Genomic DNA, 22,586 nt, shown 5'->3' with positions numbered 1-22,586 from the left:
ATGGTATATAGAAAGGCTGAAGCAGAGGATAAAGATGAGAGGAATGAATGAAAGGACGCTAAAGGCACAGATTACATTACTAGGACAGCAGTTAACAATGTTAATAGACGCACTCTCAGCTCATCCTAAGATGATTAGATTGATTGAAAAATAATTTTTACATTGGCCAGGGTGTTAAAATAATAAAAACAAAAAATGAACAACGTGAAAATATGTACTACTGTTTTGGAGCCAGTATAACAGAAGGAATACCAGGAGTGTCATACGTAAAATATTTAGGAAAAGAATTTCTTAATTATGGAAAAGGCAGGGACACCACTCTTGATCTATACAATAGACTAAAAAATCTTCTAAATAGTCAAACTGTAGAAAATATCATAATAGAAATTGGAACTAATGATATACTTTTGCCATTCTTATATAACTACTCACCAGAATGGCAAAAAAAGTTAAAAAAATTATTGTTTCAGGAAGAATTTCCTCAAAAACATTGAAGAATTTGAAAAAAATATAAAAACTTATTAAATCTCTTGGTAGATAAAGACGTCTTAGTCATAAATATACCATGTATAGGAGAAGATTTAAATAATGAGTTAAATAAAAAAGTTGATGAATACAATAAGATTATTCATAAATTATGTAAAGATTACTCGTTTAAATTAGTTGACTTCAATTTTTGGCAAAAATCTCAATTAAAAATTAATACAAACAAATATTTTATTTCTAAAAAGCCGTTTAAGATGGTACTTGATTCTATTTTTGTTAGATCTCCAATAATTTCTAATATTGTCAGCAAAAAAAGAAATCTTGTTACAACAATTGATGGTGTACATCTTAATGATCATTCCGCAAGAAAATTAGCAGAGTTAATAAAAGAAAAAATTTCTAGCAAATGATATAAAAATAAAAACAAAAAAGACTTTTTCTTATCAACGCAACAAATCTGCTAGTTACTATTATTAAACTGCCTAACTTATCTATGTTTCCCCATAATCCACTAAATTTATCCATTGATTAAAATATAAGTTATTTAGTTTATCTTTCTAAAAAAGTTAATACCTGCAAATTTTCTAATAACTGTGTTATACTTATTAGTGAATTAAAACTCAATAATTAGGGGGAAATTAGATGAAAATACCACTTTCAAATGCTTCAATTTCAAAAGAAGATATTGATGAAGTTTTAAACGTTTTAAAAAGTGGTAGACTAGCATTAGGTCCTTACCTAGAAAAATTTGAAGATATAGTAGCAAAATATATTGGCGTAAAATATGCAATTGCTGTCAATAGTGGAACTTCAGCACTACATTTGATACTAAAATCCTTATCTTTTCAAGAAGGAGATATAATATTAGTTCCTTCATTTACTTTTATTGCCTCTGCAAATGTTGCTCTTTTTGAAAAAGGCATTCCAGTATTTATAGATATTGAAAAGGATACAGGGAACATAGATCCAGATGCTATAGAAGAATTCATGGAAATGGTACATTCAGGTAAAACAAAATATGATCCTAAAAAAGTAAAGTTTTTAATGGCCGTAGATATATTTGGGCATCCATTAAATTGGGAAAAAATTATAAAAATTGCGGAAAAATATAACATTCAAATCATTGAAGATTCATGTGAGGCTTTGGGAAGTGAGTATAAAGGGAAAAAATGCGGCACTTTTGGTAAAGCTGGCGCCTTTGCTTTTTATCCTAACAAGCAAATAACAACTGGCGAAGGTGGAATAATAGTAACCAACGACGAAAATATAGCTCATCTTTCTAGGGCTATGCGTAATCAAGGAAGAACAAACTATGGCTGGCTCTCTCATGAAATAATTGGTTATAACTATAGGTTAGATGAAATGTCTGCTGCTCTTGGATATTCACAAATGAAAAAAATTGACCATATTATTGAAAAAAGAAATAAAGTTGCAATGTATTATAACAAAATTTTAGATTTTATTGAAACTCCGACTATAAAAGACTATGTTACAAAAATGTCTTGGTTTGTTTATGTTGTAAAATTGCCTGAAGGTGTTGATATAAATAAGGTTATAAACTATTTAAACGAAAATGGCATAGAATCCAGAAACTACTTTTCTCCAGTACATCTCCAGCCATTATACAGAAATTTGGGATACAAAGAAGGTATGTTACCTGTAACAGAAGAACTTTCGAAAAGAACACTTGCAATCCCATTTTACACAGATCTAAAAAAAGATGAACAAGACAAAGTTGCTTATTATCTAAAAAAATCTATTGAATTATTCTCATAGGTGGGATAGTTATGATTTTTGCAATAATCTCATCAATTCTTACAGCACTTTCAATGCCAGGCTTTTTATGGGGCGGTATTGTATGGTTTTCACTAATATTTTTATTTAAATCAATGGAAAATAGAAAACTTTCATTTTTATATGCATTTTTATATGAATACTTATTGATTTTTATCTCAATGTATTGGGTAATTCCAATTCTTACAAAAAATCTTCCAGAATTTTTTGGAAAATTTTCTTCTGTAACTGGTTTCTTTGTATATTTGCTTTTATGTCTAGTTGAAGCGCTTCCTTTTCTATTATTTGGCGCATTATATGGTTATTTTATAGACAAAATAAAAGGTGATATTCCAAAAGCTCTATTTGTATCTTCTGCTTTTACATTTTCAGAGTTTTTACGCGGAATTGGTGAACTAGGGTTTACTGGTATTCGACTTTCTGATGCATTATATAAAGATATTGGTATTATCCAAATTGCATCAATCACAGGAACCCTTGGAATAGTGTTTTTAATAGTATTCATTAATTACATACTCTACATTAAAAAGTCAAAAATACAAGTAATTATAATTACAATTAGCTTTATATATCTTGTAAACTGGATAGTCTCAACTAACCTTCCACTTAATAGCGCTAATGTTCCAATAGTTGCTGTTCAAACAAACTATGAACAACAAATAAAATACACATCAAAAAGCGAAAAAATTATGTACAACATTGAAAATTTAATTGCTAATACCCCCAATAATTACCTTCATATCTTACCAGAGGCAGTTTTTGCAACCGAAGATATCAGAAATTCTCAGCTTGAAGAAAAATTGAAAAATATAAGCAAAAGAAAACCTATTATTTTAGGTTTTCCAACTTATGACTTACAACCTAAAAATAGTGCCTTAGTTTATGCAAACGGAAATCTAGTAGATAAGTATGATAAAATAAAGCTTTTTCCATTTGTTGAGTTCCTACCCTATGAAAAATTCTTTAAAAAGTTTGAATTCTTAAAAGGAGTGGCTTATTTTATTCCAGGAGATGAATTCAAAACATTTAAAATCGATGGATTCCCTGAATTTGGTATTCAAATTTGTTTTGAAAGCTATTTTCCTGAAATTTCAAGAAATCTTTCAAATAATGGAGCAAAAGTTTTGTTTGTTATTACAAATGACGGTTGGTATAAGCATGATACTGCTCTATGGCAACATTTTTCAAAAATTGTTTTTAGGGCGATAGAAAATCAAAGATATGTTGTTCAAGTGTCAAACACTGGAATTAGTGGTGTAGTAGATAATTTTGGAAGAATTCAAAAAATACTTCCACTTAGAAATCAAACAACTGGAATTTTAAACATAAGTGCAAAAACCACAAGAACACTTTATCAAAAATTCGGTGATTGGTTTTCTATTCTTTCAATACTTTTAACTTTATTAATTCCAATACTTTATAAAGACAGAAGAAAAAATAGGATATAAAAAAGGAGGAAGATTATGACTAGACTCCATCCAAAGGTATTTAAATTACCAATTGATAAAATAAGAATGGGATATTACTCTGATAAGTATTTTACAAGGTATGTTGAAATTTTAAAACAGGATAATCACCATCCAAGAGTTTACTACCAATTCTTCCCACGTCAAGATGCAACTATATGTGGTATTGATGAAGCACTTGCAATATTAAAGTTCTGTACTGGATACTATAAAGATGAAGGTAAAGCAAGAGAATTATTTTCAAAAATGCTTGAAATAGATAAAAAGATGCAAAGTCTTAGTATTGAAGGAGATATAAATGAAATAGTTAAATTAACTGAAAACAAATGGCAGCTTAGATTAAAACTAAACGATCTCTGGGTAGATAAGTGGGATGAAATTGAAGTAAAAGCAGCATATGATGGAGATGATGTAAAAGAAGGGGCGCCTATTTTAACAATAGAAGGCGATCCTACATATTTTGGCTATCTTGAAACTGTACTGCTAGGTGTTATTGCAAGAGCTTCAAGTACAGCAACAGCAGTAAAAAGAGTAGTAAAAGCTGCTAATGGAAAGCCAATACTATTTTTTAGTGCTCGCTTTGATCATTACTGGGTTCAAGCAACTGATGGATATGCTGCACTAAAGGCCGGAGCTTTCGGTGTTTCAACAGATGCAAATGCTGACTATTGGGGTATTGAATCTATGGGAACAATCCCTCATGCCTTAATTGCTGCATATAACGGGCAAACAGATATTGCATCAATTGCTTTTGATAAATATATGCCAGAACATGTAAATAGAATCTTCCTAGTAGATTGGGACAACGATGTAATAAATACAACTTTTAAAGTAGTAAAAAGCTTTTATGAATATGTCACAGGAAAAAAATTCATATTAGGTCAGACAGATCCATCTATCATTATTGGAGAAGGTAAAAATAAAATTTGGGGTGTAAGGTTTGACACTTCAGGAAATTTAAGGGATAAATCCGTAGTTCCAAAAGATGAAAGTTCTTTTGGTGTTTGCCCAGAACTTGTCTGGCGTGCAAGGCAAGAATTTGATAAAGTTGGACTAAAGGATTTGAAAATTGTAGTTTCCGGTGGTTTTGACGAAGAAAAAATAAGACTTTTTGAAAAGTTACAAGTTCCTGCCGATGTATATGGTGTCGGCTCAAAATTATTAAAGAAAAAAATTGATGTAACAGCAGATATCGTTGAGGTTAATGGAAAACCTTGTGCAAAGGTTGGTCGCTATAAAAAAGATAATTCCCATCTAAGTATAGTTCCAAAAAGGTTTTGGGAAAATTAACATAAATTAACACGACAAAGAATGAACATAAATATTTTTAATAATTGCATTTTATTGTTCATAACTGAATTTTAACAGTTTAAATTCTGGTGTTAGAATAAGAATGGAGATGAAATTGTGTGGAAAAAACTTTTAGAGGTTGATGGAGAAATAAACGCAAAGTTAATTGAAGGAATGCTAAAAACAAACAATATCGATTGTGTTATAAAATCAGTTGATGAACCATTTCCCAAAGCTTACTTTGGTTCAACTTCTTTTTTTGAAATTTATGTACCTAAAGATCTTTTTGATGAAGCAAATAATTTGCTTAATTCTTTTAAAAAGGAGGAATTATATATGAAATATACACCATTGTATGAGCAGCACGTAAAGCTAGGGGCCAAGATGGTTGATTTTGCAGGTTTTCAAATGCCTATTCAATATACTGGGATTAAAGATGAAGTAATTGCTGTAAGAAAAGATGTTGGTATGTTTGATGTTTCTCACATGGGACAAGTATCAGTTGAAGGAAAAGATTCAACTAATTTTGTTAATTATTTAATTACCAATGATTTTAAAAATCTCTCAAATGGTGAAATTGTTTATACAGCTATGTGTAATGAAAACGGAGGATTCATAGACGATTTGCTTGCTTATAAAATTTCAGACGAAAAAGCTTTCCTTGTTATAAATGCTGCAAATATTGAAAAAGACTTTGAATGGATGAAAAAAGTATCATTAAACTTTGATGTCAAGTTAGAAAATAAATCAGATGACTATGCGCTTATAGCAATACAAGGTCCAAATGCACAAAAAATGTTGCAAAAATTGACTGATGTAGATTTAGAAAGTATAGGATACTATACATTTGCTTTTGGAAAAGTAAAAGATGTTGAAGCTTTAATATCTAGAACAGGTTATACAGGAGAAGATGGTTTTGAAATTTATACTACTGATAAAGATGGAATAGTAAAAATATGGGAAGAATTACTTAATTTAGGTGTTAAACCCGCAGGACTTGGTGCGAGAGATACTTTGAGACTTGAAGCATCATTACTACTATATGGCAACGATATGGATGAAACAGTAACACCACTAGAAGCAGGTATAAAATGGGCCGTAAAATTTGACAAAGAATTTGTCGGAAAAGCTGCTTTAGAAAAGCAACTTGAAGAAGGTTTAAAAAGAAGATTAAAAGGTTTCAAGTTAATAGATAAGGGAATAGCAAGACACGGTTACAAGGTTTTCAAAGATGGAAAGGAAATTGGTATAGTTACAAGTGGCACCTTTTCACCTACGTTAAATGAATCAATTGGTATGGCATTAATAGAAACTGGTTATAAGTCAGGAGAAATAATTGAAATAGAAATTAGAAACAAATTGGTCAAAGCTGAAATAGTAAAAATGCCATTTTATAGAGGAAGTGTAAGATCAAAAAAGAAAAAATAATAAAAGAAAGGATGAGTGAATATGCACAGATACATTCCACATACTGACGAAGAAATAAAGGAAATGTTAAAAGAAATAGGTATTAATTCCATAGAAGATTTATATGTGGATGTTCCAAAAACAATTGAAGAATACAATCTTGAAAACGGAAAAGATGAATTTTCAATTTTAAAAGAAATTAAATCATTAAGTAAACTCAACAAAGTCTTTGAACCAGAAAAGGTTTTTGCAGGTGCTGGAATATATTTTCATTACATTCCAACTGTAGTTGAAACATTATCCAATAACCAAAATTTTGTTACCGCCTATACACCTTATCAAGCTGAAGTATCCCAAGGAACCTTGCAAGCTTTATTTGAATATCAAACAATGATGTGTGAACTTACTGGAATGGATGTAGCAAATTCTTCAATGTATGACGGAGCAACTGCCCTTGCTGAAGCAATGTTAATGGCTGTTAGAATTAATAATAAAACAAAAATTCTTGCCGCTGGTTCTATAAACCCTGAATTTTTGGCTACAAGCAAAACATATTGTACTCCACAAAATATTGAAATTGAAACTGTTAAATGGACCGAAAGTGGAACAATAGATCTAGAAGATCTAAAATCTAAGATTGATGATAACACCTCGGCAGTTGTAGTTGGTTATCCTAACTTTTTTGGAATTGTAGAAGATTTAAAACAAATAAAAGAAATACTTCCAGACAATGTGGTTTATATAGTAGTAAGTGAACCAATAGCGCTTTCAATTTTGGAAGCTCCTGGTAAATTTGGTGCTGACATTGTTGTTGGTGAAGGTCAATCTCTCGGAATAACCCCAAATTATGGCGGACCTGGAATAGGTTTCTTCACAACTTTAGCAAAACACGTAAGAAAGATGCCAGGGAGAATAATTGGTGAAACAAAAGACGTTGATGGAAAAAAAGGTTACGTTATGATTTTACAAACTAGAGAACAACATATTAGAAGAGCAAAAGCAACTTCAAACATTTGTTCCAATCATGCATTAATGGCTCTTAAAAATGCAATTTACATGTCTGTTATGGGACCTGAAGGACTTAGAAAAGTAGCAAGAATGTCTTATAACGCTGCTCACTATCTCGCAGAAAAATTAGTTGAAAAAGGTTACAATTTGACATTTAATGGACCTTTCTTTAACGAATTTGTATTTAATGCAGGAGAAAACTATTATGAGAAATGGAAAACAATGGCTAATGAAGGAATACTTGGCCCTCTGCCATTAGAAAAGGCAATGCCAAACTTTAAAAATTTTGCTCTTGCATGCTGTACGGAAGTAAACACAAAAGAAAGTATTGATGAGCTATTAAAACATTTTTAATAAGATTGGAGGGAAATAAATGACAATTTTTGAAATCTCCAAAGAAGGAAGAATAGGTTTTCAGTTACCTGACAACAATATAAAAGATTTCGAAATAAATCTCCCAGAACATCTTTTAAGAAAATCTTTGCCAAGACTTCCTCAAGTTAGCGAAGTCGATGTTGTAAGACATTATACTAACCTTTCTGCAAAAAATTATTCTGTAGACGTTGGTTTTTATCCACTTGGTTCATGTACAATGAAATACAATCCAAAAGTAAATGAGAAAGTTGCTTCATTTGAAGAATTTAGCATGATTCATCCATTTCAGCCACATGAAACTGTTCAAGGTGCTTTAAAGTTAATGTATGATCTCAAAGAAATGCTCTGTGAGATTACTGGAATGGATGATATGACGTTAATACCATCTGCAGGCGCTCATGGTGAATTAACCGGAATGTTAATATCAAGAGCCTATCACTTAAGTCGTGGTGATACCAAAAGAACAAAGGTAATTGTACCCGATAGTGCCCATGGAACAAACCCAGCTTCAGCTAGAATGGCTGGATTTGATGTAATTGAATTAAAATCAGGACCAGATGGAAGAGTTGACTTAAATGAACTTGAAAAAGTTTTAGATGAGACTGTTGCAGTAATCATGCTTACAAACCCAAATACTCTTGGATTATTTGAAAAAGATATATTAAAAATTGCCCAAATGGCACACGAAAAAGGCGCTCTTCTCTATTATGACGGAGCAAATTTAAATGCAATTTTGGGAAGAACAAGACCTGGAGATATGGGATTTGATATTGTCCACTTAAATCTTCATAAAACATTTAGCACTCCTCACGGAATGGGAGGGCCTGGGAGCGGACCAGTTGGTGTAAAAAAACACCTTGCTAAGTTTTTACCAGTTCCAGAAATAGTTAAAACTGAGGATAAATACACATTAAATTATAATAAACCTGAAAGCATAGGATTTATAAGAAGCTTTTTTGGAAATTTCTCGGTCATGGTTAGAGCATATACATATATTAAAACAATGGGAAAAGACGGATTAAAAAAGGTTGGAGAAATGGCTGTTTTAAACGCCAACTATTTGAGAGTTAAAGTAAGCAAAATAATGGATATAGCATATCCAGGTACATGTATGCACGAATTTGTATCTACGTGTGAAAAATTGACGAAAGAAACCGGTGTTAAAGCGTTAGATATTGCTAAAAGATTATTAGACTACGGTATTCATGCTCCAACAATGTATTTCCCATTAATTGTCCATGAAGACTTTATGATTGAACCCACTGAAACTGAAAGTAAAGATACATTAGATAAATTTGCTCAAATACTTGAGAAAATATTTAATGAGGCCCGTGAAAATCCTGAACTTGTAAAAGGTGCACCATATAACACTCCTGTAAGACGTCTTGACGATGTAAGTGCTTCAAGAAAGCCTGTTTTCAAATATAACTTTGAGGAGTGATAGTATTGAAATTTTTTCTTCCAACAAAGGTTTTCTTTGAAGACAATTATAATGAATCAGTAGATGAAATAAAAAAACTTGGTAAAAGCTTTTTAATAATAACAGGAAAAAGCTCTAAAAAAAATGGAAGTCTTGAGGAATTAATAAAGAACTTAGAAAAATTAAACAAAAAATATGAAATTTTTGATGAAACACTTGAAAATCCTCCTAAAGAGATGATCGAAGAAATTATAAGAAAATTTGGTAAAAATTGGGATGTAATTGTTGGTCTTGGCGGTGGTAGTCCAATGGACACCGCCAAGGCTATTGCTGTCTTGTGTAAAAACGATATTTTAATTGAGGATCTTTATGATCAAAGTAAATACAAAACTGCCTCCAAAATAATCTGTATTCCAACAACATCGGGAACAGGAAGTGAGGTAACACAATATTCCGTACTAACAATCAATAATGTGAAAAAAGGGTTCAAGCATGAAATAGTATTTCCTACACTATCAATTCTTGAACCTAAATATACTTTAACCATGTCAAAAGAACTTACTATTTCTACAGGCCTTGACGCCCTGTCGCATGCAGTTGAATCAGCACTTTCTCTGAAGTCAAACTCTTTCTCAGATCTTTATGCATTCAAAGCAATTGAAATCATTTCTCAAGACTTACCAAAACTTGTTAACAACCTTTCCAACTATTCATTAAGAAAAAATTTAATGCTTGCATCAATGTATGCAGGGGTAGCTATAAGTGTTACTGGAACAACAATAGCACATTCATTGGGATACTCTCTTACAACTGACAAAAATATTAAACATGGCCTTGCCACAGCAGTTTTTCTACCTTTTGAAATAGAAAACTCAGGTTCAAAAAAAGCTGAGAAGATTAAAGCAATAATGGGAAATACCTTTGATTTTCTTAAAAAACTAGAAATTAAATTAAATTTTGAAGTTAGTGAAAATGAAATAGAAAAATGGGCAGAAAGAGTTAAAAATTCTTCCCATGTAAAAGTTACACCTGGAAATTATACTAAAGAGAAAATTATAAAAGCTTATAAATGGCTCTTTGAAGAATCTGGTTTGTTTGGAGGGTAATAATGAAAGTCTATTTAAAGAAAAACATTAAAAATAGAGTTAAAAATGGACATCCATGGATTTATGAAAATGAAATCGAACACATTGATGGAACACCTCAAAATGGTGATATTGTTAGTGTCTTTAACCATGAAAAGCATTTTGTTGGTAAAGGTTACATTAATTTTAACTCTAAAATAAGGATTAGAATCTTAACAAGATTAAATGAAGAAATAAACAAAAGTTTTTTTGAAAAAAGAATAAAAGAAGCATTATTTAGGAGAAATCCCAAAGAAGAAAGCTTTAGAATAATTTTTTCAGAAGCCGATAATTTACCTGGAATCATAGCCGACAAATTTGGAGACTATATAGTAATTGAAATTAACACTCTTGGAATGGAAATGTTTAAAAACGAAATTTTAGATATTTTGATAAATACTTTTTCACCAAAAGGAATATTTGAAAAATCAGAAAGTACATCAAGAGTAAAAGAAGGACTTCAAAAACATGTTGGTTGGATCTATAAATCAGGGCCTGAATTAATACCGTATAAAGTAAATGATATTTTATTCTTTGCTGATACTTTAGGTCAAAAAACTGGAGCATTTTTAGATCAAAGATTCAATGCATTATCACTAAAAAATTATTCAAAAGATGCCATATGCCTAGACACATTTTGTTATACTGGAAATTTTGGAATGCATATGCTAAAGTTTGGTGCAAAACATGTAACATTTTTAGATTATTCTGAAAGAGCAATTGAAGTGGTTAACATTACTGCTAAGAAAAACAATTTTAAAAATTATGACACTATAATCGGAAATGCCTTTGACATTTTAAAATCTTATGACAACAATTCAAAAATATTTGATATTATCTCAATTGATCCACCAGCTTTTGCAAAAAATGCAAATAGCAAAGCTAATGCAAAAAGAGGCTACAAAGAGATAAATTTAAGAGCTATGAAAATACTTAAAAATAATGGAATTCTTGCAACTTCATCCTGTACTCAAGTAATAACAGAAGAAGATTTTAAAAATATTATATTCTCAGCAGCAGTTGATGCTGGAAAATTAGCAAGAGTGCTCTTTCGTGGAAATCAACCGTACGATCATCCTTATGTATTAAATATTCTTGAAACAAAATATCTTAAATTCTTACTTTTACAACTTGAAAATATGAAAGGTGTGTAAAATGAAGAAGCTATTATCTATACTATTTGTTTTTCTTACAATACTTTTATTTTCTCAAATTTATTTTCTTACTGATGATGGGATTTATAAATCAGCAGATAAAATATTGGATGGAAAATTTAAGGATATTTGCTTTTTAGACAACAAAATTTATGCAATTTATAATGATTCGATAGTTGATATTTTTACAAAAAAAGAAATTTATATAGAATCTCCAATCTACATTGGAGAAGGTTATTTTTTATCTAATAATAGATTATATAAATTTGAAAATGGAAAACTTGAATTAATAAGAATCATTTCAAGTCTTGAATATCCTTTTGTTTATAAAGACGTTATATTTGGTATAAATATGGGAAATGTTGTTGCTTTGGATAACGGAAAAATTGTATGGTCGCTCAGCCCTGATAATGGAAAAATACATAAAATTAGAATTACAAATGGAAAACTTGCAGTTTTTTCTTCTTCAGATTTATCAATTTTTGATATTGAAAATCCTAAATTTCCAAAGTTCATAAAAAAATTCAATATAGCTGATGATTATGTATACAATGGTTATCACATTATTTTAAAAAATAATTTATTACAATTTTATGATGAAAATAACAAACTAATATTCTCCAAAAATGTAAACGGTAATAAAATAATTACTGATGGTGAAAATATAATAGTAGGTAATTACCTAATTACAAAAGATTTTAATGTTACAACTTATCCATTCAAAATAATTGCTTTTATTAATGTAAGTCATGAAATTAAATTTACAGATAATAAAGTTAAGCTCTTATGGCAAGTAAACCTTGATCAAGAAATAACATCAAAACCCGTTGCCAAAGATGGTACTCTCTACGTCGCCGCGACAAATGGGAAAATATTTAAAATCGAAGATGGGAAAATTACATGGAATTATACTTTACCTTTCATTGTTACTGGACATCTTACTCTAAATAACGATGGACTTTTAGTTACATGCTGGGATGATTACGTATATCAATTTGATTTTAATGGAAATCTAATGTGGAAAATAGAACTTGATTCTGATTTAACTTTAGGAGCTGCTTTCGATGGTCAAATAATTTATGTAGTATCCGACGATGGAATCTTGTATGAAATTAAAGACGGTAAAATTTTGAACCACTATGAAGTGGGAAAATGGCCTATTTCAGGTCCTTTTGTTTCATTATCAGGAAGTGTTTACATTGTAGACGGTATGGGATATATATGGAAAAACAATAAAAAAGATAAGTTTGTTGGAAATGTCAAAAACCTAGCTTTTTCATTAGAAAACCCTCAAATTCCCCCTGAAAATTCTTTCATATTACTCGATATACTAAATAATAGATATACATTTAAAGAAAATAATATATACAAAAATGATAACTTGATATTGTCACTTGATGAAAATATTCAAGATGGTATTGTTGGAAATAAATTTCTATATGTTTTAACAAGCGGTAATAGATTGTATGTAATTGATTTAAAAAATTATAATATAGTCTACAATAACTTTTTTGAAAACTCAAAGTTTCTGGTAATGGACAATATTGGAAATTTATTTATAATTGGAAAAAATATTTATGCATTATCAACAAATGACATGCCAAGTGATTCTTGGTACAGCATTTACAAAAATCATTTAAACTCATCTTCTGTAAATTTCTAACTGAGGTGACAAATAATGTTTATAGGCGCAGAAGAATATGCTGTTGTAGTTCCTGTCGTTAATAAAAAATATTTTTTATTCGAAATTAGATCAAATTTACTTAGAGTACAACCAGGGGAAATATCTTTTCCTGGCGGGAAAATAGAATATGGAGAAACCCCAAAAAGTGCTGCAATAAGAGAAACAGTAGAAGAAATTGGTGTACGCCCAAGTATAATTTCAAATCTTCCTCCAGTTTATACCCCATTTAATATTATTTTACATCCTTTTATTGGAATTTTAGAAAACTCTAATTTAAGTATAAACAAATATGAAGTTGAAGAAACTATTGAAGTGCCAATTGAAATTTTTAAATCACCTAAGTATACATATGACTTAAAAGTAAAAGTCATTCCTCCTAGTTCTTTTCCATTTCATCTAATTCCAAATGGAAGGGATTATAAATGGAAAAGTGGAAAATACAAAGTTATGTTTTTTGAATATAATGATCATATTATCTGGGGAATGACAGCTTTAATTGCCCACGAAGCATATAAAAGAATAAATGAAAAGGGGGAAAAACAATGAAAGAAAAGATTATCAAAAGAGTTGAAGAAATTCAGGAAGATATTAAAAATTCAATGAAAAAGTTTATTTCAATCAACTCAGTGAACCCAAGATCCGGAGGCCCAGGTGAAAAAGAAATGGCTGAATGGCTTCAAAATTTAATAAAAGACTGGGAGTTTGATTCAATTGAAAGGTACGATGCTAAAGATGATATTGTTCCGTATGGATTCAGGCCAAATATCGTTGCAAGATATAATGGAACAGTTGGAAGAAGAACAATTTGGATAATTACACATATGGACAAAGTACCAGCTGGAGATTTAAGTTTGTGGGAAAATGATCCTTTTACACCTGTAGAGAAAGATGGAAAAATTTACGGGCGAGGCGCGGAAGATAATGGATCTTCTTTAATTGCATCTTTATATGGTTTGAAGACAATAATGGATCTAGGTATTCGTCCAAAAGATAATATTGCTTTAGCTTTTGTTTCTGATGAAGAAACTGGTTCTGATTATGGTATTAAACATCTTGTTAAACAAAATCTCTTTAGTAAAAATGATTTGTTCATTGTGCCTGATTCGGGAGAACCTGACGGTTCATTTATTGAAATAGCCGAAAAATCAATACTTTGGTTTAAAGTAATTGTTTCCGGCAAACAAGCTCATGCTTCAAGACCTGATATTGCTAAAAATGCTCACAGATACGGAGCAAAATTTTTAACAATTTTAGATGAATATTTAAATTCAAATTATAACGAAGAAGATTTACTTTTTGATTATCCAAAAAGCTCATTTGAACCAACAAAAAAAGAATCCAACGTTGAAAATGTAAATACCATTCCTGGTACAGATATTTTCTATTTTGATTGTAGGATATTACCACAATATAACTTAGAGGAAATTTTTAAAAACATTGTAAGTTTAGGTGAAAAATTTGAAAAAGAAAATGGAGTAAAAATCCAAATTGAAAAACTCCAATTTGAACAAGCAGCTCCTCCTACTGATAAAAATTCAGAAATAGTAGTTAAATTAATAAATGCAATTAAAGAAATGAGAAATATAACACCAAGAGTAGGAGGAATTGGTGGCGGAACTTGTGCTGCAATTTTAAGAAATGAAGGTTTACCAGCTGCTGTATGGGCTACTATTGATGAAACTGCCCATCAGCCTAATGAATATGTCGTAATTAAAAACTTAATTGAAGATACCAAGGTCTATGCCTACTTAATTGCAAATTCATAAAAGAAAAGGGGGAAAAACTATGGAAAGAATTATTAGAGCACCTAGGGGGACAACATTATCGTGTAAAAGTTGGCAAACGGAAGCTCCAATGAGAATGCTTATGAACAACCTTGATCCAGAAGTTGCAAGAGATCCTGCAAATTTAATCGTCTATGGTGGAACCGGTAGAGCTGCAAGAAACTGGCAATGTTTTGATAAAATAGTGGAAACACTAAAAACTTTGGAAATGGATGAAACATTACTTGTACAAAGTGGAAAGCCAGTTGCAGTATTTAAAACAAGTGAATGGGCTCCTCGTGTTTTGATTGCAAACTCAAACTTGGTACCAAAATGGGCAAATTGGGAATATTTTAGAGAGTTAGAAGAAAGAGGCCTTATTATGTATGGTCAAATGACTGCTGGAAGTTGGATATATATAGGAACTCAAGGCATTTTGCAAGGAACGTATGAAACATTTTATGCCGTTGCAAAAAAATACTTTGGAGGAACCTTAAAAGGAAAATGGGTACTTACTGCTGGACTTGGCGAAATGGGTGGAGCTCAACCTCTTGCAGTAACATTAAATGATGGTGTTGTGCTCGCTGTTGAAATAGATAAAAGAATGATTGAAAGAAGACTTAATACTGGATATCTAGATACTTGGACGGACAACTTAGACGAAGCACTTGAAATGGTTCAAAAAGCAGTTAAAGAAGAAAGACCATTATCAGTTGGCCTCCTTGCCAATGCAGCAGAAGTTCATCCTGAGCTTGTTAAAAGAGGAATAATCCCTGATATAGTTACTGACCAAACTGCGGCCCACGATCCACTAACTGGATACGTCCCAGCTGGAATGTCATTTGATGAAGCATTGAATTTAAGAAAAGAAAATCCTGAGAAATACTTAGAATTAGTTTATGAGAGCGTTGTAAAGCATATTAACGCAATCCTTGAAATGCAAAAACAAGGTGCAAAAGTATTTGAGTACGGTAATAATATTAGAAGACTTGCATATGATCATGGCGTAAAAGATGCATTTAATATCCCAGGATATGTCCCCGAATATATTAGAGATTTATTTGCCGAAGGAAAAGGACCATTTAGATGGGCAGCTCTGTCAGGAAATCCTGAGGATATTTACAAAACTGATAAGAAAGTGCTCGAGCTATTCCCATATGATGACCATCTAAGAAAATGGATAGAACTTGCACAAAAGAAAGTAAAATGGCAAGGACTACCCGCGAGAATTTGCTGGCTCGGTCAAGGAGAACGTGCAGAATTTGGACTTGCAATTAATGAAATGGTCAAAAAAGGTGAATTAGAAGCACCAATTGTTATTGGAAGAGATCACCATGATACTGGCTCAGTAGCAAGTCCATATAGAGAAACAGAAGCTATGAAAGATGGAAGTGATGCGATTGCAGACTGGCCAATTTTAAATGCAATGTTAAACGTAGCAAGTGGTGCGACATGGGTATCATTCCATCACGGTGGTGGTGTCGGTATTGGTTATTCCTTACACGCAGGTATGGTTATTGTTGCAGATGGAACAGACCTTGCACACAAAAAACTTGAAAGAGTCTTAACAAATGATGTTGGTTTGGGTGTTGTAAGACATGCTGACGCTGGATATGAAATTGCAATTGAAACTGCTAAAAAACATAATCTAAGAATGCCAATGCTTGACTAAAACTTCTTACTATAAAAAATGGCTTTGGGGTTTACCCAAAGCCATTTTTTTAATTAGTTTTATTTAACTGCTAGTAATCATATCCTTCTGTTAGAATTTCATTAATTCCATCAAGTATTTCTTCAGGGGTAATTAATTCTCCACCTACTTTATTAATAAATTTAACTTTCGTTCCTGGTTTTACCAATCTTAAAATTTCCCTTCCATATTGTCCCAAATTCATTTCTGGAATTATTACTGCCTCAACTTTTGAAAGCCTTTTTCTAAGTTCGTGAACTGGAAGTGGCCATATTGTTATTGGTTTAAACAATCCTACCCTCATTTTATCATTTCTTGCAATTTTCACGGCTTCTTTTGCACTTCTTGCAACTATTCCATATGCAATCACCAAAACTTCTGCATCTTCCGTTAAATATTCATCGTATATTGATATTTCATCAATGTGCAATTTTATTTTGTTAGATAATCTCTTAATAAGTTTTTCTGCAGTTTCATATGCAGCATTTGGAAAACCGGATTCGTCGTGTACGAGACCAGAAACATGGAATCTCGTCTTTCCCATCTCAACTAATGCAGTTGGTTTGGGTTCTGCATACTCACTTTCAACATATGGAACAAATATTTCTTCTTCTTCTAGATCTTTTTCAGAAATTCTATTTACAATCTCGACATTCTTTAAATCGGGCAACTCAAAAGCTTCCCTCATATGACCAAGTGTTTCATCCATCAAAAATACTACTGGAGTTCTATATATTTCAGCTAAATTAAATGCTTCTATCATATATCTATATACCTCTTCAACAGTTGAAGGATACAAAGCTATTATGGCATGGTCCCCGTGAGTTCCCCATCTTGCCTGCATTATATCGCCTTGAGCGGGTTTAGTTGGTAAACCTGTTGAAGGTCCTCCCCTCATTACATTTACAAATACGCAAGGCGTTTCAGTCATTACTGCGTATCCTAATGCTTCTTGCATTAAGCTAAAACCCGGTCCACTTGTTGCAGTCATTGATTTTACACCAGCAAGAGAGGCACCTATTATAGCTGCAGCACTTCCAATTTCATCTTCCATTTGTATAAAAACACCATTTACTTTTGGAAGCTCTCTTGCCATGGTTTCTGCAATTTCTGAAGATGGAGTTATAGGATATCCTGCGTAAAATCTACATCCTGCCTTTAAAGCACCATAGGCTGCTGCTTCATTTCCCTGCCAGAAAACAAGTTTACCCATTTTTTTCACCTACTTTTTCAGTTATATCTACAATATTTATAGCAAAATCTGGACACAAATTTTCACATATAAGACAGCCAATACAGGTTGAATGATCTTCAACTACCGGTCTTTTAAGTTCTCCCTCCTTGATAGTTTTTGTTGGGCACATATGATAACAAATTCCACAGCTTTTACACCAATCATAATTTATATCTACTCTAAAGCTTCTTTTTGCCATCTAAAACCACCTCACTTAATTAATGATAAGAATATTCCCGCAGCAACAGCTGAACCAATAACACCAGCAACATTTGGGCTCATTGCATGCATTAAAATAAAGTTTGTTGGATCTTCTTCTTGTGCAACCCTTTGTGCAACCCTTGCAGAATCTGGAACCGCGGATACTCCCGCTGCACCAATTAATGGATTTATTTTATCTTTCAAGAACAGGTTCATCAATTTTGCAAATAAAATTCCAAAAGTTATCGCAGTAACAAATGCTACCGCACCCATTCCAAATACTAGAAGAGATTTAGGCGTTAAGAAAATATCTGCTCTTGCAGATGCACCAACCGAAACACACAATAAAATTGTTACTGTATCTAAAATATACCTACTTGCAGCTTCTACTAATCTCTTAACAACGCCAGCTTCTCTTAAAAGATTTCCAAACATAAGCATTCCTATCAATGGCAATGATTTTGGAATTATCAATGCAACTATTATAGTTGTTACAATCGGAAATAATACTCTTTCAGTTTTTGTTACTTTTCTAGGTGGTTTCATTCTTATCTTTCTTTCTTCCTTGGTTGTAAGCAATTTTGAAACCATAGGTTGTAAGACAGGAATTAGTGCTATATATGAATATGCCGAAATTGCAATTATTGATAATAGTTCTGGTGCAAACTTAGAAGTAATATATATTGATGTAGGCCCATCTGCCCCTCCAATAATTCCTATCGAAGCAGCTTGCTTTAAAGTAAAACCGAAAAATTTAGCCAAAAGAAATGTTATAAATATCCCCATCTGTGCTGCTCCACCAAGAAAAATTGTAATCGGATAAGAAAGCATAAATGAAAAGTCAGTTAAAGCACCTATACCTAAAAATATCAATGGAGGGTAAATTCCGAGAACCAAGCCCTGTTGCAAATACCAGAGCACACCACCAGGTGAAGTTTCTGTAGGAGGATTTAAAATTCCAGTCACATCAGGAGGTACATTTGCAAGAATAATTCCAAAAGCTATAGGTATTAATAACAATGGTTCAGCATCTTTTGCTATTGCTATGTATATTAAAACGCCAGCAACAGCAAACATAACTATATTACCAATCGTTAAATTCATAAACGCCGTACTCTGAAAAAAAGCCATTAGTGATTCTAACAAGTCCAACTCCTCCTTTATTTTTATTTCTACTCTTATTATATATCACTATCTAAAATAATGAAAGAAATATTAACCTCCATTATTCTTAAAAATTTTCATTCTTGCTTTATAGCATCATTTAAGCTCAACAATATAAAGTAATACGTAAGTTCATAATTATAATTTGCAACTTTTGAAGATAATATTGAAGATAATACCTTTGCAAATTTATAATCACAACTAAACTCTTCACATATCCAGAGGGCTATTTTAGATAATACTTTTAAAAAATTAAAATCTTTTATACTTGATAAACTAGCAACAAAGTTATTAATCTTCTTAGCATCTTCCAAGCTCTCTTTTATTTTTAAGTAAAGTGAATAGTAATAACTAGGACTTTCTTCAAAATTTTCAATTTCAACTATTTTTAAATTATTTGCCTTTATTTCATCTACTTTATCTGGAAACTCAATTGCTAGTTTTTTTAATATAAAATCCTGTAATCCTAATAAGATATCTTTTGGAACACTTACATAATACTTTTGCAATCTACTTCTAATAGTTGGATATAATGCTTTCCAATTAGTAGTTGTAAGAACTATAAGTGAATACGAAGGTGGTTCTTCTAATGTTTTTAACAAAGCATTTTCGGCTTCTGGAAGCATTTTTTCTGCATTAAAAATAACTACAATCTTTTTTCCTTTATCAGATGAAAATGATAAAAACTCTTGAATATTTCTAACATGATCTATCTTAATATTATTTTCATCAATCATTAAATATCTTTGTATATCATAATTAGTAACATCTAAAACTGCTTGCATTACTTTATCATTAACATATCTTTTATTTTCACCAACAATGGCTATAGAATTTCCAGAATTATTCTCAATTAATTTTCTTATTTTTTCCATATTGTTCCACCTTCTTCATAGTACTCTCTTAAAATTTTTTCTAACGCTGCTCCATCATATTTTACAAGACCATCTTTCATTAAAATTACTCGATCAGCTATATCATAAAAAATCTCTACATGATGTGTTGCAAGTATTATACCAATACCAGTTTTTTTTAATTGCTCAATTAATCTTTTAATAATCATTCTATCGTACTTATCCAACATTGCAGTTGGTTCATCAAGTAGCAAAAATTTAGGCCTCATAGCTAAAATAGAAGAAATTGCAAGCTTTTGTTTCTGACCTCCAGATAAACTATATGGATCAAAATCTTTATAATCTAATAATCCGGTAGTTTTCAACGTTTCTAAAGCTCTTTTTTCAATTTCTTCTCTTTTAAGTCCTATATTTTCAAGCCCAAAAATTACATCTTCCCAAACAGTACTGCCAACAATTTGCGTTTCAGGATTTTGAAAAACATAACCAGTGGCCATATAAAATGGCTTCCCATCGCTAGATATTATTTCACCTTTAAAATTTACTACACCCGCAAGGGCTTTTAAAAATGTTGTTTTTCCACTACCGTTATGGCCTAATAATAATACTAATTCATTGGTTTTGAATTTTATATTTATGGGACCAATTATTTTCTTATTTGTATAAAATACTTCTAAATTGTTAACTATTAATTCTATAATATCAACTCCAATAAATCCCCTGTATTGAACTTTAATATATCATTTGCTCTATATTGATTTGCAGCAATTTCAACATATCCAGTACTATCATTATGTACCAGTAATTGTCCTTTTTCAATTTCAGAATAATAATTTGCTATGGGAATTTCTATTCTCTTTCTGTTTTTAACTATTGTAACTTTTTCAAAATCCTTAATCCAATCATAAGGAATATTTGTTTCAATATTCCCAAATTTATCAATATAAGCAATTTCTCCTTGAATATTATTTCCAGATCTTTTTGGTTTAATATATGGAAGAGTTCCATAGTTATACAACTGATCTCCAAGTTGTTCAAATTTCCCAAGGGAGATGTATGCAGCCGCTGGAGAAAAGATATCTCTTCCATGAAAAGTTTGAGAATCACCATAATGAAATTCTTTATTATTGAGTTCTCTTATCTCTAATGGTTTTTCAATTTCAAAAACAAGTGTAAAAATTCCATTATCCGGCCCTACAAAGTAATAGTTTTCAGTTTTAGCTGCTATAGCTTTTCTAGAACTTCCTACACCATAATCAACCACACATAGGAAAATGCTTCCCCTTGGAAAGTGTATAAAAGAGCGCGAGAGGATATACATTGCCTCTCGCACATTAAATGATGAAATATCATGAGTTAGATCCACTATCTCTATATTGGCAATTTTTCGCATAACTCCTTTGCAGATTCCAACATAATGTGATGAACCCCAATCAGTCATAAATACAATCATATTATCACCTTAATAAAATAACTTAGTTAACTCCTTTAAATAGTAATCTACTGGCCTGTAATTTAACATTGTTTCTGAATAAGGAATTTCAGTAATAGAAAATCCTTTTACACCAACTGCTTGATAAACTTTTCCCATTTTTATCATTTCTATTGCATGTGCAGCCATCTGAGTTGCTATGATTCTATCCATTGCTGCTGGAGATCCACCCCTTTGTAAATAACCAAGATTAGTATATCTCCATTCAATTCCAAACTTTTCTTTTAATTTTTTTTCAATATACTTTCCAATAATTTCTGATGAACTTAATTTCTCATATCCATCACACTCTTTTTTTATCTCTTCAGGCAGTTCGACTCCAGATTCCACTACTATTAATGAAAATCTTTTTTTACCTTCATATCTTCTCTTTATAATTTCAATCAGTTCATCAAAGTTTGGTTTTTCAGCGGAAGTAATTATATAATCAGCTCCACCTGAAAGTCCTCCAATTGTTGCAATCCAGCCACCAGGTTTTCCCATTGTCTCAACTATCATAACCCTATGATGTGATTCAGCTGTAGAATGAAGAACATCCAATGCATTTTTAACATGCTCAACCGCAGTGAAAAAGCCTATAGAAAAATCAGTAAATGCCAAATCATTGTCAATCGTTGCGGGTACCAAAACTGAGGGAACTCCTATTTTCATTAGATTTATTGCTGCCTTTGCACCAAGTCTTCCTCCTAAAATAAGCAAGGATGAAATCCCATATTGTTCAACTTTTTCCTTAACTTTTTCAACATCTTCCTCAGGAACATATAGTGATGTTCCAAGCATAGTTCCACCTTGATGTAATATGTTTGATACATTGGGTCTCAATAAAACTTCTAAATCATCTCTTAATAATCCTTCAAATCCATCTTTTATTCCCATAACTTCAATATTTAGGTCTAACCCTCTAACTACAGCTGAACGTATTGCTGCATTTATACCTGGGGAATCATTTCCTACACATAATACACCTACACGTCTCATAT

General features: G+C 31.4%; 21 protein-coding genes. 14 read left to right on the top strand and 7 right to left on the bottom strand.

The features are described from left to right. Window positions 1–143 precede the first annotated feature (143 nt). The 14 genes from EO083_RS09990 to hutU all read left to right on the top strand — a co-directional run bounded on the left by EO083_RS09990 (window position 144) and on the right by hutU (window position 16,643). A complete protein-coding gene (locus tag EO083_RS09990) occupies window positions 144–494 on the top strand; it encodes an SGNH/GDSL hydrolase family protein (RefSeq protein WP_241229972.1) in 351 nt (116 codons plus the stop codon). A gap of 36 nt (window positions 495–530) precedes the next feature. Next, a complete protein-coding gene (locus EO083_RS09985; RefSeq protein ID WP_241229971.1) occupies window positions 531–896 on the top strand; it encodes an SGNH/GDSL hydrolase family protein in 366 nt (121 codons plus the stop codon). 232 nt (window positions 897–1,128) lie between these two features. Next, the gene (locus tag EO083_RS04760; protein ID WP_126993035.1) at window positions 1,129–2,262 is read left to right on the top strand and encodes a DegT/DnrJ/EryC1/StrS family aminotransferase; all 1,134 of its coding nucleotides are present in this window, start codon (window positions 1,129–1,131) and stop codon (window positions 2,260–2,262) included. Between the two features lie 11 nt (window positions 2,263–2,273). Further along, the gene (gene lnt, locus EO083_RS04755) at window positions 2,274–3,728 is read left to right on the top strand and encodes an apolipoprotein N-acyltransferase (RefSeq protein WP_126993034.1); all 1,455 of its coding nucleotides are present in this window, start codon (window positions 2,274–2,276) and stop codon (window positions 3,726–3,728) included. Between the two features lie 15 nt (window positions 3,729–3,743). Continuing rightward, entirely contained in the window at window positions 3,744–5,036 is a 1,293-nt protein-coding gene (locus tag EO083_RS04750) for a nicotinate phosphoribosyltransferase (protein WP_126993033.1), read from the top strand. 117 nt (window positions 5,037–5,153) lie between these two features. Further along, window positions 5,154–6,464, top strand: coding sequence for a glycine cleavage system aminomethyltransferase GcvT (gene gcvT, locus EO083_RS04745; RefSeq protein WP_126993032.1), 1,311 nt, complete (start codon window positions 5,154–5,156; stop codon window positions 6,462–6,464). Window positions 6,465–6,485: 21 nt separating this feature from the next. Then, window positions 6,486–7,805, top strand: coding sequence for an aminomethyl-transferring glycine dehydrogenase subunit GcvPA (gene gcvPA, locus EO083_RS04740; protein WP_126993031.1), 1,320 nt, complete (start codon window positions 6,486–6,488; stop codon window positions 7,803–7,805). Between the two features lie 19 nt (window positions 7,806–7,824). Next, window positions 7,825–9,267, top strand: coding sequence for an aminomethyl-transferring glycine dehydrogenase subunit GcvPB (gene gcvPB / locus EO083_RS04735; protein WP_126993030.1), 1,443 nt, complete (start codon window positions 7,825–7,827; stop codon window positions 9,265–9,267). Continuing rightward, a complete protein-coding gene (locus tag EO083_RS04730; protein WP_241229970.1) occupies window positions 9,264–10,352 on the top strand; it encodes an iron-containing alcohol dehydrogenase family protein in 1,089 nt (362 codons plus the stop codon). Before gcvPB ends, EO083_RS04730 begins: the two co-directional genes overlap by 4 nt. Before the next feature lie 2 nt (window positions 10,353–10,354). Further along, the gene (locus EO083_RS04725; protein ID WP_126993028.1) at window positions 10,355–11,524 is read left to right on the top strand and encodes a class I SAM-dependent rRNA methyltransferase; all 1,170 of its coding nucleotides are present in this window, start codon (window positions 10,355–10,357) and stop codon (window positions 11,522–11,524) included. A 1-nt stretch (window position 11,525) separates the two neighbouring features. Beyond that, on the top strand, window positions 11,526–13,187 hold the full coding sequence (locus EO083_RS04720) for an outer membrane protein assembly factor BamB family protein (RefSeq protein WP_126993027.1): 1,662 nt from the start codon (window positions 11,526–11,528) through the stop codon (window positions 13,185–13,187). A gap of 15 nt (window positions 13,188–13,202) precedes the next feature. Then, the gene (locus EO083_RS04715; protein WP_126993026.1) at window positions 13,203–13,754 is read left to right on the top strand and encodes an NUDIX hydrolase; all 552 of its coding nucleotides are present in this window, start codon (window positions 13,203–13,205) and stop codon (window positions 13,752–13,754) included. Then, entirely contained in the window at window positions 13,751–14,974 is a 1,224-nt protein-coding gene (locus tag EO083_RS04710) for a M20 family metallo-hydrolase (protein ID WP_126993025.1), read from the top strand. The genes EO083_RS04715 and EO083_RS04710 overlap by 4 nt, the downstream gene beginning before the upstream one ends. A gap of 19 nt (window positions 14,975–14,993) precedes the next feature. After that, a complete protein-coding gene (gene hutU, locus EO083_RS04705; protein ID WP_126993024.1) occupies window positions 14,994–16,643 on the top strand; it encodes a urocanate hydratase in 1,650 nt (549 codons plus the stop codon). Window positions 16,644–16,713: 70 nt separating this feature from the next. On the opposite strand, the gene EO083_RS04700 is transcribed toward hutU, so the two are convergent. The 7 genes from EO083_RS04700 to EO083_RS04670 form a co-directional block, all read right to left on the bottom strand. Further along, window positions 16,714–17,874, bottom strand: coding sequence for a 2-oxoacid:acceptor oxidoreductase subunit alpha (locus EO083_RS04700; protein ID WP_126993023.1), 1,161 nt, complete (start codon window positions 17,872–17,874; stop codon window positions 16,714–16,716). Continuing rightward, on the bottom strand, window positions 17,867–18,094 hold the full coding sequence (locus EO083_RS04695) for a 4Fe-4S binding protein (protein WP_126993022.1): 228 nt from the start codon (window positions 18,092–18,094) through the stop codon (window positions 17,867–17,869). The genes EO083_RS04700 and EO083_RS04695 overlap by 8 nt, the downstream gene beginning before the upstream one ends. An 11-nt stretch (window positions 18,095–18,105) precedes the next feature. Beyond that, a complete protein-coding gene (locus EO083_RS04690) occupies window positions 18,106–19,242 on the bottom strand; it encodes a sodium ion-translocating decarboxylase subunit beta (protein ID WP_126993021.1) in 1,137 nt (378 codons plus the stop codon). Window positions 19,243–19,337: 95 nt separating this feature from the next. After that, window positions 19,338–20,135 (bottom strand): DNA polymerase III delta subunit-related protein, encoded by a 798-nt coding sequence (locus EO083_RS04685; protein WP_126993020.1) that lies wholly within the window; start codon window positions 20,133–20,135, stop codon window positions 19,338–19,340. After that, complete coding sequence (locus tag EO083_RS04680; RefSeq protein WP_241229973.1) at window positions 20,123–20,746, bottom strand: energy-coupling factor ABC transporter ATP-binding protein; 624 nt, start codon at window positions 20,744–20,746, stop codon at window positions 20,123–20,125. Before EO083_RS04680 ends, EO083_RS04685 begins: the two co-directional genes overlap by 13 nt. Window positions 20,747–20,808: 62 nt before the next feature. Beyond that, complete coding sequence (locus EO083_RS04675) at window positions 20,809–21,567, bottom strand: SAM hydrolase/SAM-dependent halogenase family protein (RefSeq protein WP_126993018.1); 759 nt, start codon at window positions 21,565–21,567, stop codon at window positions 20,809–20,811. A 9-nt stretch (window positions 21,568–21,576) separates the two neighbouring features. Beyond that, a complete protein-coding gene (locus EO083_RS04670; protein ID WP_126993017.1) occupies window positions 21,577–22,584 on the bottom strand; it encodes a 6-phosphofructokinase in 1,008 nt (335 codons plus the stop codon). Window positions 22,585–22,586 lie beyond the last annotated feature (2 nt).

This window comes from Thermosipho globiformans (genome assembly GCF_003990895.1).
GTDB lineage: Bacteria > Thermotogota > Thermotogae > Thermotogales > Fervidobacteriaceae > Thermosipho > Thermosipho japonicus.
This window is presented reverse-complemented; position numbering and strand designations above follow the sequence as displayed.

Bases quoted from the DNA above. Each gene is read 5' to 3' on its own strand.
- EO083_RS04760 (WP_126993035.1), top strand. From the start codon at position 1,129: ATGAAAATACCACTTTCAAATGCTTCAATTTCAAAAGAAGATATTGAT.
- lnt (WP_126993034.1), top strand. From the start codon at position 2,274: ATGATTTTTGCAATAATCTCATCAATTCTTACAGCACTTTCAATGCCA.
- EO083_RS04750 (WP_126993033.1), top strand. From the start codon at position 3,744: ATGACTAGACTCCATCCAAAGGTATTTAAATTACCAATTGATAAAATA.
- gcvPA (WP_126993031.1), top strand. From the start codon at position 6,486: ATGCACAGATACATTCCACATACTGACGAAGAAATAAAGGAAATGTTA.
- gcvPB (WP_126993030.1), top strand. From the start codon at position 7,825: ATGACAATTTTTGAAATCTCCAAAGAAGGAAGAATAGGTTTTCAGTTA.
- EO083_RS04725 (WP_126993028.1), top strand. From the start codon at position 10,355: ATGAAAGTCTATTTAAAGAAAAACATTAAAAATAGAGTTAAAAATGGA.
- EO083_RS04720 (WP_126993027.1), top strand. From the start codon at position 11,526: ATGAAGAAGCTATTATCTATACTATTTGTTTTTCTTACAATACTTTTA.
- EO083_RS04715 (WP_126993026.1), top strand. From the start codon at position 13,203: ATGTTTATAGGCGCAGAAGAATATGCTGTTGTAGTTCCTGTCGTTAAT.
- EO083_RS04710 (WP_126993025.1), top strand. From the start codon at position 13,751: ATGAAAGAAAAGATTATCAAAAGAGTTGAAGAAATTCAGGAAGATATT.
- hutU (WP_126993024.1), top strand. From the start codon at position 14,994: ATGGAAAGAATTATTAGAGCACCTAGGGGGACAACATTATCGTGTAAA.
- EO083_RS04700 (WP_126993023.1), bottom strand. From the start codon at position 17,874: ATGGGTAAACTTGTTTTCTGGCAGGGAAATGAAGCAGCAGCCTATGGT.
- EO083_RS04695 (WP_126993022.1), bottom strand. From the start codon at position 18,094: ATGGCAAAAAGAAGCTTTAGAGTAGATATAAATTATGATTGGTGTAAA.
- EO083_RS04685 (WP_126993020.1), bottom strand. From the start codon at position 20,135: ATGGAAAAAATAAGAAAATTAATTGAGAATAATTCTGGAAATTCTATA.
- EO083_RS04675 (WP_126993018.1), bottom strand. From the start codon at position 21,567: ATGATTGTATTTATGACTGATTGGGGTTCATCACATTATGTTGGAATC.
- EO083_RS04670 (WP_126993017.1), bottom strand. From the start codon at position 22,584: ATGAGACGTGTAGGTGTATTATGTGTAGGAAATGATTCCCCAGGTATA.